Source organism: Nocardia violaceofusca NBRC 14427, from assembly GCF_963869435.1.
In the GTDB taxonomy this organism is placed as follows: domain Bacteria; phylum Actinomycetota; class Actinomycetes; order Mycobacteriales; family Mycobacteriaceae; genus Nocardia; species Nocardia aobensis.
Genome location: NZ_CAWMPM010000004.1, coordinates 337,202 through 354,413 on the forward strand (window position 1 = coordinate 337,202; position 17,212 = coordinate 354,413).

13 protein-coding genes are annotated in these 17,212 nt (G+C 66.4%); 5 read left to right on the plus strand and 8 right to left on the minus strand.

Going from position 1 to position 17,212, the window contains the following annotated elements; translation table 11 throughout:
• Positions 1–7: 7 nt before the first annotated feature.
• The gene (locus tag AC5592_RS03975; protein WP_063063421.1) at positions 8–1,426 is read right to left on the minus strand and encodes an MmgE/PrpD family protein; all 1,419 of its coding nucleotides are present in this window, start codon (positions 1,424–1,426) and stop codon (positions 8–10) included.
• A gap of 455 nt (positions 1,427–1,881) precedes the next feature.
• Here AC5592_RS03975 and AC5592_RS03980 point away from each other — a divergent pair, with 455 nt between their 5' ends.
• Positions 1,882–3,363, plus strand: coding sequence for an aldehyde dehydrogenase (locus AC5592_RS03980; RefSeq protein WP_063063422.1), 1,482 nt, complete (start codon positions 1,882–1,884; stop codon positions 3,361–3,363).
• A 183-nt stretch (positions 3,364–3,546) separates the two neighbouring features.
• On the opposite strand, the gene AC5592_RS03985 is transcribed toward AC5592_RS03980, so the two are convergent.
• Complete coding sequence (locus AC5592_RS03985; protein ID WP_063063423.1) at positions 3,547–4,467, minus strand: alpha/beta hydrolase; 921 nt, start codon at positions 4,465–4,467, stop codon at positions 3,547–3,549.
• 150 nt (positions 4,468–4,617) lie between these two features.
• Here AC5592_RS03985 and AC5592_RS03990 point away from each other — a divergent pair, with 150 nt between their 5' ends.
• The 4 genes from AC5592_RS03990 (at position 4,618) to AC5592_RS04005 (ending at position 8,262) form a co-directional block, all read left to right on the plus strand.
• Complete coding sequence (locus tag AC5592_RS03990; protein WP_063063424.1) at positions 4,618–5,517, plus strand: helix-turn-helix domain-containing protein; 900 nt, start codon at positions 4,618–4,620, stop codon at positions 5,515–5,517.
• Positions 5,518–5,562: 45 nt separating this feature from the next.
• The gene (locus AC5592_RS03995; protein WP_063063425.1) at positions 5,563–5,937 is read left to right on the plus strand and encodes a DUF2255 family protein; all 375 of its coding nucleotides are present in this window, start codon (positions 5,563–5,565) and stop codon (positions 5,935–5,937) included.
• A 59-nt stretch (positions 5,938–5,996) separates the two neighbouring features.
• Positions 5,997–7,160 (plus strand): low temperature requirement protein A, encoded by a 1,164-nt coding sequence (locus tag AC5592_RS04000; RefSeq protein WP_063063426.1) that lies wholly within the window; start codon positions 5,997–5,999, stop codon positions 7,158–7,160.
• 121 nt (positions 7,161–7,281) lie between these two features.
• Positions 7,282–8,262: an AraC family transcriptional regulator gene (locus AC5592_RS04005; protein ID WP_063063427.1), complete on the plus strand. Its 981-nt coding sequence runs from the start codon at positions 7,282–7,284 to the stop codon at positions 8,260–8,262.
• A gap of 65 nt (positions 8,263–8,327) precedes the next feature.
• Here AC5592_RS04005 and AC5592_RS04010 read toward each other — a convergent pair whose 3' ends face one another.
• The 6 genes from AC5592_RS04010 to AC5592_RS04035 all read right to left on the minus strand — a co-directional run bounded on the left by AC5592_RS04010 (position 8,328) and on the right by AC5592_RS04035 (position 17,082).
• Positions 8,328–9,128 (minus strand): SDR family NAD(P)-dependent oxidoreductase, encoded by an 801-nt coding sequence (locus tag AC5592_RS04010; protein WP_063063428.1) that lies wholly within the window; start codon positions 9,126–9,128, stop codon positions 8,328–8,330.
• Entirely contained in the window at positions 9,125–10,765 is a 1,641-nt protein-coding gene (locus AC5592_RS04015; protein WP_063063429.1) for a class I adenylate-forming enzyme family protein, read from the minus strand. Before AC5592_RS04015 ends, AC5592_RS04010 begins: the two co-directional genes overlap by 4 nt.
• A gap of 73 nt (positions 10,766–10,838) precedes the next feature.
• Positions 10,839–12,299 carry an aldehyde dehydrogenase family protein gene (locus tag AC5592_RS04020; RefSeq protein ID WP_063063430.1) on the minus strand — a complete coding sequence of 487 codons (1,461 nt, stop codon included), beginning with the start codon at positions 12,297–12,299 and terminating at the stop codon, positions 10,839–10,841.
• Between the two features lie 9 nt (positions 12,300–12,308).
• Positions 12,309–13,040 (minus strand): hypothetical protein, encoded by a 732-nt coding sequence (locus AC5592_RS04025; protein WP_157121553.1) that lies wholly within the window; start codon positions 13,038–13,040, stop codon positions 12,309–12,311.
• A 50-nt stretch (positions 13,041–13,090) separates the two neighbouring features.
• A complete protein-coding gene (locus tag AC5592_RS04030; RefSeq protein WP_063063539.1) occupies positions 13,091–15,031 on the minus strand; it encodes a hydantoinase B/oxoprolinase family protein in 1,941 nt (646 codons plus the stop codon).
• 5 nt (positions 15,032–15,036) lie between these two features.
• Entirely contained in the window at positions 15,037–17,082 is a 2,046-nt protein-coding gene (locus AC5592_RS04035) for a hydantoinase/oxoprolinase family protein (RefSeq protein ID WP_063063432.1), read from the minus strand.
• Between the last annotated feature and the right edge of the window lie 130 nt (positions 17,083–17,212).

Here is a 17,212-nt window from a genome sequence, read left to right on the forward strand (position 1 = left end):
TTCGGATTCACGCGGCGTAATTGGTGTCAAGACTCAGGGGAAGTAGGAGTTCCTTGGTTACGTCCTGCGTGAATTCCAGCTCCAAGATGGATCCGATCAACGCCTCCGCGATATCAGCGGACAGCGGAAGAACCGAATAGGGCACACACATCCGGAACTTGTCGATGAAATCCTGCTCGGTGAACGGGTTGTTCGGATGCCCTTTCACGTACGTGTGCTCGGTGGTAATTTTCCGGCCGTCGCGAAGCGTGGTGTGCACTCGGGCGCCCCAATCCGCGACGACACTGACCTCTTCCGCAGTGATTCTGGTCATGAGTTCGCGGACATCGCCACGTCGACGTGCCCCGGGGCTATAGGAGTCGATGAAAACCTTCTGGTCGAACGCCGCCGTGGCGACGGCATATGGCAAGCTGAACTGGCATTCCGGAACGGTCTGGGGATTCCATTTCTTATCGGTAGGTTCGCAGACCGCGCGCCAGGCGGAGGTGGAGACCTCGATATGGATGCTGGCGATATCCGAGGCCGCGAATTCGTGAGTCACCATCTGCCCGATGATTCCGTCGATCGATGAATGGGAGAAGTAGCACGCGCTGTGCCTTTTGGTGGTGATCCGAGTCATCTCCCACCGTTCTCCGAGCTCGCGCGTGAGAGCTTCGGGATCGGTGTCCCACCGAGCAGTACGCAGATAACCGTTCGCACCGGTGAGAACCGATTCCCGGGGACCGGTGATTCCCTTCGCCGCGAGCAGGCACGCGGTGATTGCGGATTGACAGACAAGCCCGTGGTGCACCCGGACCATCAGAGTCGCGGGAGCATAAATGCCCATTGTGTGCGGCTGCGTCAGCGTTCGAGCGATACCCTGCGCGTTTTCCAGCTGTTCCGCGGTGAATCCGAGCAGCTTCCCGACAGCCGCGACCACACCGAACACATAGTGGCCGCCCGCGTCGTTCGACTTCACCGCGTTGCTGATCACCTTGTACGCCGATCCGATTCGTATGAGGATCTCCTGCCCGACGACGAGCGCTGCAAGAAATTCTTCGCCGGTCACCTGCGGGCGAAGACCCGTGGCGGCCAACAGCCCGGCGACGATGTACTCGCTCACGTGGCCGGCCTCTTCGTGCAGGTCACCGCAGTCCATGGCGCGCGGCATGGGGCCGATCGCGAGCGCGGCTTCCGCCGCCGGCACGCGGCCCCCGTAGAACGGCAGGACGGTCTGCTCTTTTCCACCCTTTTCCTTGACGAGCTCAACGATCTCGGGGATTCCGTCCATTCCGGAACCGCCGATCGTCACCGCCATGCAGTCGAGCAGCGTGTGTTTGGCGTGCCGGACCACCTCGTCGGGCAGGTCGCGATATCGTGTCTCGATGGCCATCCGGCACAGGGTGCTCATGGGGTCTTCGTTGTTCTGGATCGTGTATCGAGTCATCCTCTGAACCTTCGTAAGCCGTGGCGGAAATACGAACCGGGCGAGCGGACGAATTCCTCCGCGATGGACCGTCGCAACGGTCCGGCATACCCCGCGGTTGCGAAAGGGGCCTTCTCGTTCAACGAGAGACAAGATGTGGACCATGTCTCAGCCGGTGATCGATGTGTGGGCCGTCACGACCGAGCGATCATCGTATTGCTGCGATCAGCGAACGTGCAGCTCACGGTCGTGGCATGGAATCCTGCGGGCGAATCGATCCCCACGATCACCGTGACAGAGGGGTTGCCTCACCCCAGGGCATTTCCGGCCGTTACCCGAACTCACCGAAGTCACATATCATATATTTTGCATTATCCGGGTAACGTGGACCGAGGATCGTGCCCTCCGTCACCGCAGGAAACCCAGCAGCTTGGGCTTGATCCCCGGCTTCCCGAACACCGCACAAGGAGTCATTGATGAGCCGACAGGCAGCCGTCCGGCAGGGGCAGTACGACAAGTTGTTCATCGACGGGGCCTGGGTCGCGCCCACGTCGGAGCGGACGATCGACGTGGTCTCCCCCGCCACCGAGGAGATCATCGCGCGAGTTCCCGAGGGCGTGGAGGCCGATATCGATGCCGCGGTCGACGCCGCGCGCCGCGCCTTCGACTCCGGCCCTTGGGGGCGTAGTAACCTCGCCGAGCGTATGGCGGTGCTGAGCAAACTCAGCGCGCAGTTCACTGCCCGGGCCGAGGAGATCGCCCGGGTTGTCACCTCCGAAATGGGTTGTCCTATCTCGCTGTCGAACACGATGCAGGCGGCCGGACCGCGGCTGCTGTTGGACGCGTTCCTGGACATGGCGCCGTCGTACCCGTGGTCGGATACCCGGAGCTCGGCGACCGGGAACGCTCTGGTCACCCGAGAAGCGGTCGGGGTCGTCGCGGCGATCGTGCCGTGGAACGCGCCGCTGCTCACCACCATGATCAAGATCGCCCCGGCGCTGCTGGCCGGATGCACCGTCGTGCACAAACCGGCACCGGAAACACCGCTGTCGGCCTACCTGCTGGCGGAGATGTTGCAGGAGGCGGGCCTGCCGAACGGGGTGTTCAATATCGTGCCCGCCGGCCGCGCTGTCAGCGAGCATCTGGTCCGCCACCCCGGCGTCGACAAGGTCTCGTTCACCGGATCCACCGGAGCGGGGCGCCGGATCGCGTCGCTGTGCGGCCACGACCTGCGACGGGTGACATTGGAGCTGGGCGGAAAGTCCGCGGCTGTGCTGCTCGGTGATGCGGATTTCGATGTCGTGATTCCCGCGATCCGCGCGCTCTCGCTGCGCAACAGCGGGCAAGTGTGCAGTAACAAGACCCGGATCGTGGTACCGCGCTCGCGCCGAGACGAACTGATCGACCGGATGGTCGCGATGATCGAATCCATGCCTGTCGGTGACCCTTTCGATCCGGCCACCGAAATCGGCCCGATGGTCAGCGCGACCCACCGCACCCGGGTCGAGGGATATATCAACGGCGCCAAGGAATCCGGCGCGAACCTTGTCATCGGCGGCGGCCGCCCCGCCGGTTTGGACCGCGGCTGGTACGTGGAGCCGACAATCTTCGCCGACGTCGACCCCATCGCGAAGATCGCCCAGGAAGAGGTCTTCGGGCCCGTGCTGACCGTCCACACCTATGACACCGAGGCCGAGGCCATCGCCATCGCCAACAACTCCGAATACGGCCTCAACGGTTCGGTTTTCGCCGCCGACCCCGAACACGCGTTGGCCGTCGCGCGCCGGATCCGCACCGGCACAGTCGAAGTCAATGGTAAGGGGGTGGGTTTCCACGCCCCGATCGGTGGATTCAAGAAAAGCGGGATCGGCCGGGAGGCCGGGCCGGAGGGCTTCGACGCCTATGTCGAGATCAAGTCCTACGGCCTGCCCGACGAACTCGTCGGTGCCCTCGCCTGATCGACGTATCCGGAAGGTTCATCGTTGCGGAACCCAGCATCGGCGTGCTCGCCACGCCGCATTCGCTGGAACGCGGATTGTTTGCTGTCAAACAAGAAGGGTGACGCCTCCGAATGCGTAGTAGCGCATTCGGAGGCGTCACCCTTACCTGTCTGCCCGAACCTATCGGTCCAGGGGTATCTATCAGCTCTGAGTCGCCGCCAGCTTCTCGCGGAAGAACGGGGTGAACTCCGCGACCGCGCGGTCGACGTACTTGGGCACGTCGTAGAAGTCCATGTGGGCGCCGCCCTCCACGATCACCAGCTTCTTCTCGCCGCGTGCCCGCGAATACAGTTCGGTGCTGTGCCACAGGGATCCGGCCTCGCTGCCGGCGACGATCAGGGCCGGCTGGGTCAGCAGGTCCTCCACTAGGTGGAAGGCGTCGAAGGCGAGGATGCGCGGAATGCTCAGGGCCAGTGAGTATTTGTTCTGCGCGTTGGGGTGCTGCGCGCGCGGAGTGAGGTAGTAGTCGTGGGCCTCGGCGAGGTCGCGCGGCACGCTGTCGTCCAGTGTGCTCGGCACGTATTCGGCCATGAAGGCGTCGGCGCCGCCGGCTTCGGCGGTGCGCTGGGCGGACGCGGCGTCGCGCACCGGTACGGCGGCCGAATCGGGCTCGGTGCCGAACCAGCCCTTACGCCAGGCGCTGCCGATATTGAGCGCGCTGACCGTGGCGATCGCCTTGATCCGCGAATCGGTCATCGTGGCGTTGACGCCGTAGCCGCCGCCCGCACAGATGCCGACCACACCGATTCGCTCGGTGTCGACATAGTCCAGGGACTGCAGGTAGTCCACGGCGGCGTGCACATCTTCCACCCGGCGCGACGGATCCTCGAGGAAATGCGGTTCGCCACCACTGTCACCCTGGTAGGAGGCATCGAACGCGAGGGCGACGAAGCCCTGCTCGGCCATCTTGCTCGCGTAGAGCCCGGCCGTCTGCTCTTTCACACCGCCGCCCGGATGCACCGTGACGACCGCGGCGTAGCTGCCCTTCGGATCGAAATCGGGCGGAAGGTGCAGATTGCCGGCCATCGTGATCGGGCCGTTGGCGAAGGTGATCGCTTCCATGGTCACTCCCTTGCTGTGGTGATTCGCTCGGCCGGTCGGCTCGGGCGCTGAATTCAGCCTGCGCCGCCGCACGCCCAGGAGGGAGAGCGCGCTTATAGGGGGTACCGCCAGCCTCTCCTTACGCGACCGAAACGCGCCTAGCCTGGGCGTATGGAAATCGCTAAGGACATCAGGGACTTTCTGATGACCCGGCGAGCGAAGGTCACCCCGCAACAGGTGGGGCTGCCCGCGGCGGGTCGCCGCCGGGTTGCCGGATTGCGGCGCGAGGAAGTGGCACGGCTGGCCGGAGTAAGCACCGAGTACTACATCCAGGTCGAGCGCGGACGAGTTGCCGGGGTGTCGGACGAGGTGCTGCACGCCATCGCCAGGGCATTGCTATTGGACGAGGCCGAGACCACGCATCTGTTCGCTCTGGCCCGCGCTACCGCGTCGAAACCGCGCCGGACTCGCACCCCACGGCAATCGGTCCCCGAAACCGTGCAGACGCTGCTCGACGCGATGGGCACCGCGCCGGCTGTCGTACAGAACGGGCATCTGGACCTGCTCGCCGCCAATGCACTGGGCCGCGCGATTTACGGTGACGTCTTCGAACGGCATTCGGGAGCGACGCCCAATCTAGCGCGATTCATCTTCCTCGACGACCACGCCGAGCACACCTTCCCGGACTGGGACCGGGCCGCCGACGACGCGGTCGCGCTGCTGCGGGTGGAAGCGGCTCGTTCGCCCCACTCGCCCGCCGTGACCGGCCTGATCGGCGAATTAGCTACTCGCAGTGAGCAATTCCGTACTCGCTGGGCCGCTCACGATGTACGAGCACACCGACGCGGCACCAAACGGTTCCATCACCGCATGGTCGGCGATCTGGTGCTGCGCTACGAGGCGCTGCAGATCTCGGCCGACGCCGGTCTCACGATCGTCGCCTTCACCGCCGAACCGAACTCCTCCGCACAGGAGGCGCTGCTTCTGCTCGCCAGCTGGACCGCACCGGAGCCCGACGCGGGTGGCAACAGGCCCGCCGACTCCACGCTGTCGACCGAGGCCGACGAGTAGAACAGCGACAACTCAGCACATCAGATCTACGACGGAGGTACTGCAATGGCCTGGACCAGCGATCAGCTCGACCGCATCGGCGACGCCGAGGAACTGCACATCACCAGCTACCGCGACGACGGCAGTCTGCGCCGGTGGATCCCCATCTGGGTGGTGCGGGTCGGCGACGACCTCTACATCCGCTCCGCCTACGGCACCGCCGGCGGCTGGTACCGAAACGCCATGCGCCACCGCGCCGCCCGCGTCCGGGCCGACGGCGTCGAATCCGACGTCACCCTCGACCCCATCGGAGACTCGGACACCAACATGCTGGTCCGTCGCGCCTATGAAGCGAAGTATCGTGATCAGCCCAGCGCCCTCGAACCGATGGTGGCCCCGACCGCCGCGGAAACGACGCTCCGGGTGACCGCCGCCGGATAGCTCGCGGCCCGCCCGAGTCGCGACGGCGCGACGAACATCGGTGCGGCCGAGGAGGAACGATGACGCGGGCGACCCCAGCCACCCGGCGCGCAGTCTCACCGCTGGAACTGTTCTTCGATCTGGTGTTCGTGCTGGCCATCGGCCAGCTCACACACCATCTCACCGCGCATCTGAGTTGGCGCAGCGCCGCCGAAACGCTGGTGGTGCTGATAGCGGTATGCGGGGTGTGGGCGTTCACCAGTTTCGAGGTGACGCTGCTCGATATCGAGCGCCGCGCCACCCGCGCGGTCACCATCGCCGTCATGGGCCTGGCGCTGTTCATGAATGCCGGGATCGCGCACGCATTCGACGACGGCCCATGGCTTTTCGTCGCACCGATGCTGGCGGCCCTCGGCGGGCCCGCCGGATATGCGGCGATCTCGGCACCCACGCCCGAGCTGCGCAGCCATTTCCGGCATGTGCTGATCTGGTTCGCGGTCTCCGCGCCCTTCTGGATCGCCGGCGCCGCAATCGGCTCCGACATTCGCCTCTACCTGTGGGCCGTGGGCGCGCTGATCGACCTGCTGGGCACATGGACCGCGCATCCGGTGCGGGGCCGTAGCGTTCGTACCGCACATCTGCCGTTCGACGCCGAGCACATGCTGGAACGGATGCGGCTGTTTCTGATCATCCTGCTGGGCGAGACGGTACTGACGCTGGGGCGCATCATCTCCGACCATCGCGGTGATCCCGTCACCCTGTTGCTGACATTGGGCTGCGCCGCAGCCCTCGTATGCCTGTGGGCCGTCTACTTCGGCCGCTCGGAACAGCTGGTGGTCACCCACGCCGTCGAGATCGAGAATCCCATCCGCGCGGTGCACGTCGGCATCAACGCGATCTACGGTGTGGTCGCGGGCCTGGTGCTGTTCGCCGCGGGCAGTGAGTTGCTGCTGGCGCATCCGGCCACACGGGCGGCGGGCGTGCCGGGAGTGTTCGTCCTCGCCGGCCCGGCGCTGTACCTGCTGGCCCAGGCGATCTATTTCAGGTGGGAGATGGGAACCGGATGGAGGATCCGCCTGGTCGGCGCGGCCGCACTGGGGCTCGGGGCGGCGGTGGCCTACTGGTTGCCGACCTACCTGGTGATCATTGTTCTGGTCGCGATCCTGCTGACACTGGCAGTGCGTATCAGCAGCAGAACTCCCATACCGAGTCGTGCCGTACAAACCCCCGGTGAGCGGAACTGAGGGAAATCGCGAAACATCGAACCGATGATTCAGATATAATATATTATCCCGCCTGTTCGTGAGGCTACCCCGGGTCAGCGCCCGTCGCACACGAGTAGGCTGAGGTTGCGAGGAGGTAACGGTGCCTGAGCAACTACACACCGACCCCCGGCTGAGTTTCCATACCGGCGATGTCGACGCCGCCATCGAGCAGGTCACCAAGACGTTCGCCCGGCACGAGGTGCAGCTGGCGGATGTGCGCGACCTCGATTTCCAGCTCGATCTGGCGCCCGCGCCGCGACTGACCGTCGCCCGGATGAGCTACGGCACCGAGGCGACCATCCACGGCCCGCCCATGCAGCTCTGTTATCACGTGAATCTCCCGGTGACCGGCGAGAGCGTGGTGGCGCAGAACGGTGTGCGCCGCACCATCGCCGGCGGTGAGGCCGGGGCGGTGTTCGTCCCCCGCTACCCGGTCATGGTGGCCTGGAGTTCCGGATCGTGGCAGTACCATGTGAAGATCCCCAAGGAGTTGCTGGAGGCGCACGCCGCCAAACTCACCGGCGTCCCGGTCGACGACGGAATTCGCTTCGACGTCGATTTCGACCTGCGCGGCGGACTGGGTTCGGCGCTGCTCGCGACCACCGGTTTCCTCTACGCGGAACTGAATCGCCCGGGTGGGCTGGCGACCGTGCCCAGCGCGTGCCAGGAATTGGAAGCGGCGCTGATGACACAGTTGCTGATGGCGGTGCCCAGTCAGCTGAGCCCCCTGCTGCACAGCAAACCGGCCCATACCCGGCGCTCGAAGATCCGCGAACTCATGGACTACATCGACAACCATCCGGAGGAGGAGATCACCACCGCGGATCTGGCGGCGCGCGCCGGAATCAGTCCCCGCGCGCTGCAGGCCGGTTTCCAGGACATCGTGGGCATGTCGCCGACCGCGTATCTGCGCGGCGTGCGCCTGGATCGCGTGCACCTGGAATTGGCTTCGGGCAGCGCATCGTCGATCACCGACGTCGCGGCGAAGTGGGGCTTCTTCCACCTAGGCCGCTTCTCCCAGCAGTATCGCGAGCGTTTCGGGGCCACACCGTCACAGACGGTCGGCCGCGCACGCCACTGAGCCGGGCCCGCGACGACGAGGTCGCGGACCCGGCTCGGTGTGTGCCGCAACAGCTTTCGCGGCGGTCAGCTTTCGTCGAAGACGATGGTCGAGGCGTCGACCGCGGCGCCTCCCCCGTCGGCCACCAGGACGTGCCCGGTGACGATCGACGCGTCCCCGGAGGCCAGGAAGGCGCAGACCGCGGCGATCTCCTCCGGCTCGGCCGCGCGCCGCAACGGGACGTGCGCGGTGGTCAGGTCGTAGGCCTCATCGAGGGTGATTCCTTCGCGTTGGGCCAGATACGCCATCGCGCCCTCGCCGAGTGGGGTGCGGATCCAGCCGGGGCAGACCGCGTTGACCCGGACCCCCTTCGGACCGTATTCCCGCGCCAGCCAGCGGGTGATGCCGATCAGCGCCGCCTTCGCCGCGGTGTAGCCGACGGTTCCGGGCGGGCCGGCGATCAGTCCGGCGGTCGATGCGAACAGCACCAGCGAACCTCGCCGCTGCACCAGATGCGGCATCACCTCTCCGGCGAGGTAGTACGAGCCGTTCACGTTGACGTCGAGCGCTTTCTGGTATGCCGCGGCATGTTTCGGGTTCGCGGTGCCGGAGATCGCGGCGCCCTGCGCGGCGATGACGGTGTCGATACCACCCAGGTCGGCCGCCGCGCGGGCGACGACGTCGTGAATCGCGTCCCGGTCGGTACCGTCGGCGGGCAGGGCCAGCGCACCGGTGTCCTTCGCCAGTACCTCGAGCCGATCGGCGTCGATATCGGTCACCGCGACCTTCGCTCCGTCGGCGACCAGCCTGCGGACCACCGCCGAGCCCACCCCGCCAGCGGCGCCGGTGACGAGTGCGAATTCGGGTTTACTGCGTGCGCCGCTCATCGGACCACCTCACTGTTGTCGCCGCCCGCGCCGACGGCCTGCTCGGCCGGCGCCGGATCGGCGGATTCGACTGTCGCGCCGACACTTTCGTACTGTGCGCGCAGCTTGTATTTCAGGATCTTGCCCGAGGCGTTGCGCGGGAGTTCGTCCTGGCGGATGAAGTACTTCGGGATCTTGTAGGAGGCCAGCCGCTCCCGGCAGTACGCCCGCAGCGCATCCTCATCGATATCGGCGCCGTCCTCGACCACCAGCACCGCGCAGCCCACCTCGGTGTACTTGCGGTCCGGTACTCCGACCACCGCGGCATCCTGAATGCGCGGATGCGCGGTGAGCACGCTCTCGATCTCGGCGGGATACACGTTCTCACCGCCGCTGCGGATCATATCCTTGGCCCGCCCGGCCAGGACGAGGAAGCCGTCGGCGTTCACATATCCCAGATCGCCGGTGCGGCACCAGCCGTCGACGAAGGTATCCCGGTTGGCGTCGGGACGGTTCCAATAGCCGGCGCTGACCGCGCCGCTGCGCACGATGATCTCGCCGACCTCACCGGGCGCCGCCGCGCCGGCCGACATATCGCCCTCGCCCGTCCACACCTTGGCCTCGGCCAGCGGAAGTGGGCGGCCGATGCTGTCGGGCTGGGAGTCGAAATCCTCGTCGTCGAGGGTGGTGGCGATGGCCCCGCCCTCGGTGAGCCCGAACACCTGGGTGAGCCGGATCCCGGGCAGCCGCCGCCGGACCTCGGCGACCATCCACGGCATCATCGTGTCGCCGCCGATGATGAAGTGCCGCACCGATTTCGGAAGCCGATGCTCGATGTCGTCCATGCGCAGCATCTCCCCGAGCATGAACGAGAAGAGCAGGCAGTCGGTGACCTGCTCGCGTTCGATCACCTCGACCAGATGGTCGACGGTGAAGTTGCCCGAGGCGAGCGTGACGATCGTGCCGTGCATCAGCAGCGCGGGTGCGGCGACCGCTTCGAATCCGCCCGCGTGATACAGCGGCCCCGGGACGAGCGCGACGGTCTGCGGGGAGAAGCGCCAGCGCAGCGCCTGCATGGTAGCCGCGGCGAGGGTGTTGGCGTGGGTCCAGATCGCGCCCTTGGGCAATCCCGTCGTACCGGATGTGTAGAGCAGCGACATCGGGTCCTCCGCGGCGACGTCGGGTGCCTCGGCGAGCGGCTCACCTCCCCCGAGGATCTCGAACGGCTGCGCCCATTCCGGCGTCGGATGCTCGGAGTCGCTACGCACGATGAAGGTTTCGACGTCGAGTTCCGCGCGGATCGGCTCGGCCTTGGCGAGCAGACTGCTGTGGATGATCAGCGCCTTACATCCCGAATCGTCGAGGATGAACCGCAATTCGGCCGGGGCGAGCCGGAAGTTGAGCCGTACCGCGATCAGGCCCAGCCGCATCGCGGCGAAACACAACGGAAGGTATTCGGCGTCGTTGTACAACATCAGCCCGAGGCGATCGCCCTTGCCGAGGCCCAGTTCCGCGAGGGCCCGGGCGTAGCGCAGCGATGTGTCGAGCAACTGTTCGTAGGTGATCCGTGCGCGACCGTCGAAGGCGACCGCGACCCGATCCCGTCCGCCCGCCGGGATCTGGTCGACCACCGAGTCGAGAATCCGAGTGAAGTTCACGACGTACCGTCCTTCCTCCGGGCTCGTCGATCACGGGCCCGCCGTACCGGCGTCATCTGTTCGTTGCGCATGGTCAGACGCCCGGTCCGATCACGATCTGCTTGAGCTCGGTGAATTCCTGGATTCCCTCCGGCCCCGATTCCCGGCCCCAGCCGGAGCCCTTCACGCCGCCGAACGGTGCGCTGACCGCCGGGCCGAAGGTGTTGATCGCCACCGACCCCGCACGGATGCGGGCCGCCGTGGCGAGAGCCGCCTCGCGGTCGGTGGTGTAGACCGACGCTGCCAGACCGAAGCTGGTGTCGTCGGCCAGCCGCACACCCTCGTCCAGGTCGCGGTAGGTCTGCACGACCGTCACCGGGCCGAAGACCTCGTTGCGCACCAGATCGGCCTCGGGCGCCAGACCGGTGATCAGCGTCGGCTCGTAGAACCAGCCGGTGTCGGTATGCCGTGGCCGTCGCCCGCCGGCGACCACGCGACCACCCGCGCCGACCGCGCGTTCCACGAACCCCTCGGTGCGGCGCAGCGCCGCCTGGTTCACCAGCGGGCCGATCCGGGTTTCGTCGTTGAGCGGATCACCGATCCGCAGCGCCGCCCACGCCGCCCGCATCTTCTCGATCAACTCGTCGTGGCGCCGCTCGGAGATGAGAACCCGCGACAGCGCCGCGCAGACCTGTCCGGTGCCGCCGGTCGCGCCCGGTACGAGCGATCTGAGGACCCGATCCAGTGGTGCGTCGTCGAGGATCAGCGCCGGAGATTTCCCGCCGAGTTCCAGATGAGTGCGGGCGAAGCGACACCGGGTGGTCTCGATGATCTGTTGTGCCGCAACACGTCCGCCGGTCAGCGAGACCATGTCGACGCGCGCGTCGGCGGTCAGCATCCGCCCGATCGTCACGTCGCCGCACAGGATGCTCAGCGCGCCCGGCGGAAAACCCGCAGCCTGCGCGCAGTCCGCGACGAGCCGCATGATCAGCTGCGATTCGACGGCGGCCTTCACGATCACCGGGCAGCCGGCCAGCAGCGCCGGAATCACCTTGGTGCCGACGGTGACCAGCGGGCCGTTGTAGGCCATGATCGCCAGCACCACACCGGCGGGTTCGCGACGCACGACGACCTCGCCGAGCAGGGATTTACGGGGATCGTCGCGCAGCGCGTCGACCGCGCATTCCAGGGCCGCCGACCACGCGCCGGCCGCACCGAACTTGTGTAGGGTCGCGCTGTAGCGGACGGGCATACCCGCCTCCGCGGCCCACACGGTGCCCATCTCTGCGAATCGCGCCTCGAGCGCCGTGCAGAACCGGGCACAGATTTCCACCCTGGTCGCGATGGGGACCTGCCCCCAGTCGCGGCCCGCGTCCGCGGCCTGCAGCGCGGCGCGGGCCTGCTGCTGCGAAGGCAGCGCGACCTCGGCGATCACCTGCTCGGTGGCCGGTGACACGATTTCGTAGGCGGGCCCGTCGGCGGTGATCCACTCACCGCCGACGAATACCGAATCACTGTGCGGGACGGTAACTCCCGCGACATCGACCGCATTCACCGGCGAACCTCACGAACCGTTCGCGATGAAGAACGGGCTGGCCGGCTTGCAGAACATGGTCGAGAACGGGTTGATCATGAAGTCCGGGATCACCATCTCCCCGGAGATCAGCTGGCGCTTGACCTCACTGCGGAAGCCCTCAAGATCGCCGATCGTCTCGTAGATCGCGAGATGACCCAGATCCACCGCCTCCACTCCGGGCAGCGGCTTGACCTCCGACACCTCGAACCGTTCGGCTCGGATCACACCGGGGGCGGCCATGATCTGCGGAATGTGCACCTCGTCGTACCACTTGGCGAAGGTGTCGTCGTCGCCGGTGTGCCGGCTCCACGCGAAGAACAGATGCCGGTCGTCCAGCGATTCGGTGCGCGCGAATTGTTCCGAGAGTTGCGGCTTGCTCACCGATTTCGCGAACAGCGCCTTGAACGGCTGCACCATGTAGTCCGGCAGCACCATCTCCTGCGAGATCAGTTTGCGCTTGACCTCCTCGCGGAATCCCTGCGCGGAGCCCTCCATCTCGTAGAGGGCCAGGTGCCCGAAGTCGACCGCGGCCGAACCGGGCAGCGGTTTGGTGTCGGCGATCAGGAAGCGTTGCGCGCCCAGCATTCCGGGAGCTGCCATCACCTGCGGGATGTGTTCCTCGTCGTACCACTTCGCGTAGGTGTCGTAGTCGGTGGTGTAGGTGCTCCACGCGAAGAACAGATTGCGATCGCTGGGGTTCGGCACGGCTGCGGAAGCCATCGGATAACTCCTCGTTGATTGTGAATTATGTTGTGCGGGTGGGTAAATGCTCAGTGCGTCGCTCGCAGCGCCGCGGTCGCCTCGTCGTCGATGCGCAGACCTTCGGGGTCGTGGTGCGGATCGCCGATGACGACCACGCCGTAGTCGCGGGCGGCGCCGGCGATGCTGACGTACTCGTCGCGCACATCGCGCAGCACCTTCTCTGGGTCACGCTCGAACGGCGAGCCCCAGCCGCCGCCACCGTTGGTCAGGCAGCGCAGCACCGATCCGGCCGTGGTCTTCCACGTCTTCTCGCTGGCGAAGTAGTGGTAGGTGCCGTGCTCGGGATCCAGGGCCTTGGTCCGCGGATCCAGCACGCCCGCGACCGGGGTGCTGGTCGCGTATACCTCGGCGGTGGTGCCGATCAGATCGTCCGGCCCGCCGGTTCCGTTCTGCGGCGGGAAGATCCAGATCGCGCCGGTCGGTCCCGCCTGTCCGCCGTTGGCGCCCACACCGCTGGGTTCCTTGGTGCGGAACGGCGACAGGTAGTGGTCGGCGTCGGTGAGCCACAACGTGTCCTTGAGGTTGGCCGCACCGCCCCGGTGCTCACCGGCGCCACCGGTGTCGATCGCGTGTTCCTTGCGCAACATGACCACCGGAGAATCGTGTTCGATGGTTTCGGTGGCCGGGTCCAGGTTGTTGAGGTTGAACAGCACCGTGTAGCTGTCGCCGTCGGCCTCCTTGGTGGCACCCCACGGACCGTGTTCGCCACCGCATTGGGTGGCGCTGGTCCACGGTGTCCCGTCCGGGCGCAGGCCGTTGGCGTTGTGGGTGTTGGTGGAGCCGTAGTCGCCGCCGACGCCCTCGGCGCCCAGAACCGGGTTGAGCGCGTTGAAGATCGCGGCGATCAGCGCACCGGAGGACTCCCAGAACATCATGGGCGCGCCCTCGGGCGGCATCGCGGTGAGGAAGGTGCCCGGCGGTGCGACCAGATCGATCGTGCGCCAGGTGCCCGAGGTGAACGGGATCTCGGGATCCAGCAGCATCGTCAATGCCACCCCGAGCGCCGTCTTCGCGTCCAGCACACCGCAATTGATGCAGGTGCGGGCCTGGGCCGAGGTTCCGGACAGATCGGCCTCGATGAGCGATCCGCGTTTACGCAGGGTGACGTGCACGGTGTAGTCGACCGTGTCGTCGAGTCCGTCCGCGTCCACACACGCCTGGCCGGTGTAGTCGCCGTCGGGAATGCGGGAGATGGCCTCCCGCATCTTCTCCGCCGACGTATCGCACGCATAAGTCAGAGTGCCGAGATAGGCTGCCAGCCCGTATCTTTCGATGTTCTCCCGGATCAGCCGCTCCCCCAGCTGCAACTGCTGATGCATGCTCTTGAAGTCCGGCATCAGCATCGCGCCCCAGCGGGTGTTGTCGAAGATCAGGCTGAAGGTCGAGCGCACCGGCTCGTCCTTCGACCACAACAGCATCGGCGGAATGACCAGACCGTTCTCGAAGACGTTCATCTTCGTCGCGGAGAACCCGCCCGGCACCGTGCCGCCCATATCCAGTTGATGGGCACGCATATTCACGAACGAGACGATCTTTCCGTCCACGAACACGGGCCGGGTGAACAAAACGTCGTTGACGTGGGTGCCGCCGCGATAGGGGTCGTTGCAGATCAGCACGTCACCTGGCGAGAGGTTCTCCGGGCCGAACTCCTCGACGGCGTTGCGCCCGGCGTCGGGCATGGTGCCGAGGAACGGGGTCAGACTGTTGCTGACCACCGCCATCCGGTAGTCCTGTTCCGGCGGCCCGCTGATGGTGCACGCGAAGTCGTACCAGTCGCGGATGATCGGTGAGAACGCCTCCCGCAGGAAGGCCGTGGACATATGTCCCACAGCGTATTTCAGCCGGTTGACGATCACCGACGCGGTGAACCGGTCACAACCGTAGGCGTCGTGGAATTGCTGGTCGGACAGATCGCGGATGCGGACGTCGGCGGTGTTGTCGGCGCTCATGATCTTCACTTCCTCCGGATGACGAGTTCGCCGTAGCGACCGACGGTCATGCGCTGACCGGCGCCGACGTGGGTGGTGGACAGTCCCTCGTTGACGATGATCGGGCCGTCCAGCTCATCGCCGGCCCGCAGCGCCTCGCGGTGGTAGACCGCGGCCGGCTGCCCGGACTCGATATCGTCGGTCTCCAGGTCGCCGAGGTAGCGCAGAGTCACGGTGCGATCCGGGATCAGTGGTTCGTCCGGACCACGTTCGGGGACCACCGGGTAGTCCACCTTCGGGGTGTCGAGGACCGCGCGTACCCGGAAGGTGACGCCCTCGACGGGCACCATGTCGAACCGGTTGCGGGAACGCTCCTGGTAGGTGTCGTGGAACGCGCCGATCATGGTCGCGACGGCCGCCTCGTCGATGGTGCCGTCCGGCACCGGCACGAACGGGGTGTCCCAGCTCTGGCCGACCAGATGACCGTCGAAGCTGCGCTCGAAAACGACGTGCGCGTCGTGCGCGAGCCGCTCGCGCAGCTGCGCTTCCATCTCCGTGAACAGGGCGTCGATCTGCGGCGCGACCTCGGGAGTGAGGACGGTATACGCGCTGCGGTTCACGGTGAACACCTGATCGGCAGACAGCAGGCCCAGCGCCGAGAACAATCCCGGATTCGGCGGCACGATGACCTGTTTGCAGTGCACGGCGTCCATCGCGGCGGGCAGCAGCATCGGGCCGGCGGCGCCGTAGGCGACCAGACTGTAGTCGCGCGGATCGACGCCGTTCTTGATCGCCACGTTGAACACGCCTTCGGCGATGTTGTGCACCGCCATCTCGTAGGCGTACCGAACCCGTTGAGCGAGTGAGAATTCCGAGTCCAGCTGTTCGAACGCGTGCCGCGACAGCGCGGGATCCAGGCTCAACTGACCACCGGCGAAGGTTTCGCTGTCGATGATGCCGATCAGCAGGCAGGTGTCGGTCGTGGTCGGCTCCGTGCCGCCGCGGCCGTAACAGGCCGGTCCGGGTGTCGAGCCGGCGCTGCCCGGCCCCACCTGGATCGCGCCGGTCTGGCCGATGCTCACCAGGCTGCCGCCGCCCGCGCCGATCGCGGTGACGTCGTTGGCCAAGGCGTTGACCACCAGATCGTGTTCGAGTTCGAACGTCGTGTTCACATACGGCTCACCGTTGGTGACCACGCTGATATCGCAGGAGGTGCCACCCACATCGGCGCACAGCAACTGCGTTTCACCGATCAGCGCGCCGAAATGCGCGCTGGCGACGGTACCGGCGGCCGGGCCGGAGAACACGATGCGGAACGGATGTTCCATCGCCCGATGCGAGGGCACCAGCGTCGCCGCGCAGTCGGCGAAATTCAACTGGCCGGTGAAACCCAGCTCCGCCAAACCCTTTTCGAGTTTCGCGGTGTAGTCGGCGTAGATCAGTTTCATCAACGCGTCGACCACTGTGGTGGAGGCGCGGGCGTACTCCTTGGCCAGCGGGGACACCTCGCTCGACACCGAGCACGGCACATCGCCGAGCACCTCACGCACCAGCTCCCGCAGCCGCAGCTCGTGCGCGGGATTGACGTAGGCGTTGATCAAGCAGATCGCCACACCCGCCACCTCGCACCTACGCAGCACCTCAAGTTCGGCGCGGGCCTGAGCCTCGTCGAGTTCGAACAGCACACCGCCGCCGGCGGTGATGCGCTCTCGGATGCCCCGGCGCAGATAGCGCGGGATCAGCGGGCGGGCGGCGTCACCGAAGCTGCGCCGCCAGCGCGGATCGAGAATGGCTTCCGCCGGCCGCCACACGCGGCCCATGTCGAGGATGTCGCGGTGCCCCTCGGTCGCCAGGAAGCCGATCTTCGGCAGCCGGCGGGTGATCACCGCGTTCAGACCGTGCGTGCTGGCGTGATTGAATACCGCGGAGTTCTCGACGCCGAGCAGCGCCGCGCCCTGCAGCACCGGTTTGGTGACGTCGGAATAGTCGGTCGACACCTTCGCGGTGTGGATTAGTCCGTCCCGCAGGGCCACCACATCGGTGAATGTGCCGCCCACATCGACTGCGATCATCGTTGATCCCTTTTCACTACAGTTGGTCGGAAAGAAGCTGGATCGGCCCGAGTCGCGGTCCCCGGACGCGGCTGACGGAGTGCAGGCAGTTCTGGCACTTGACCACGTCGAACCAGCCTCCCTCCGAATT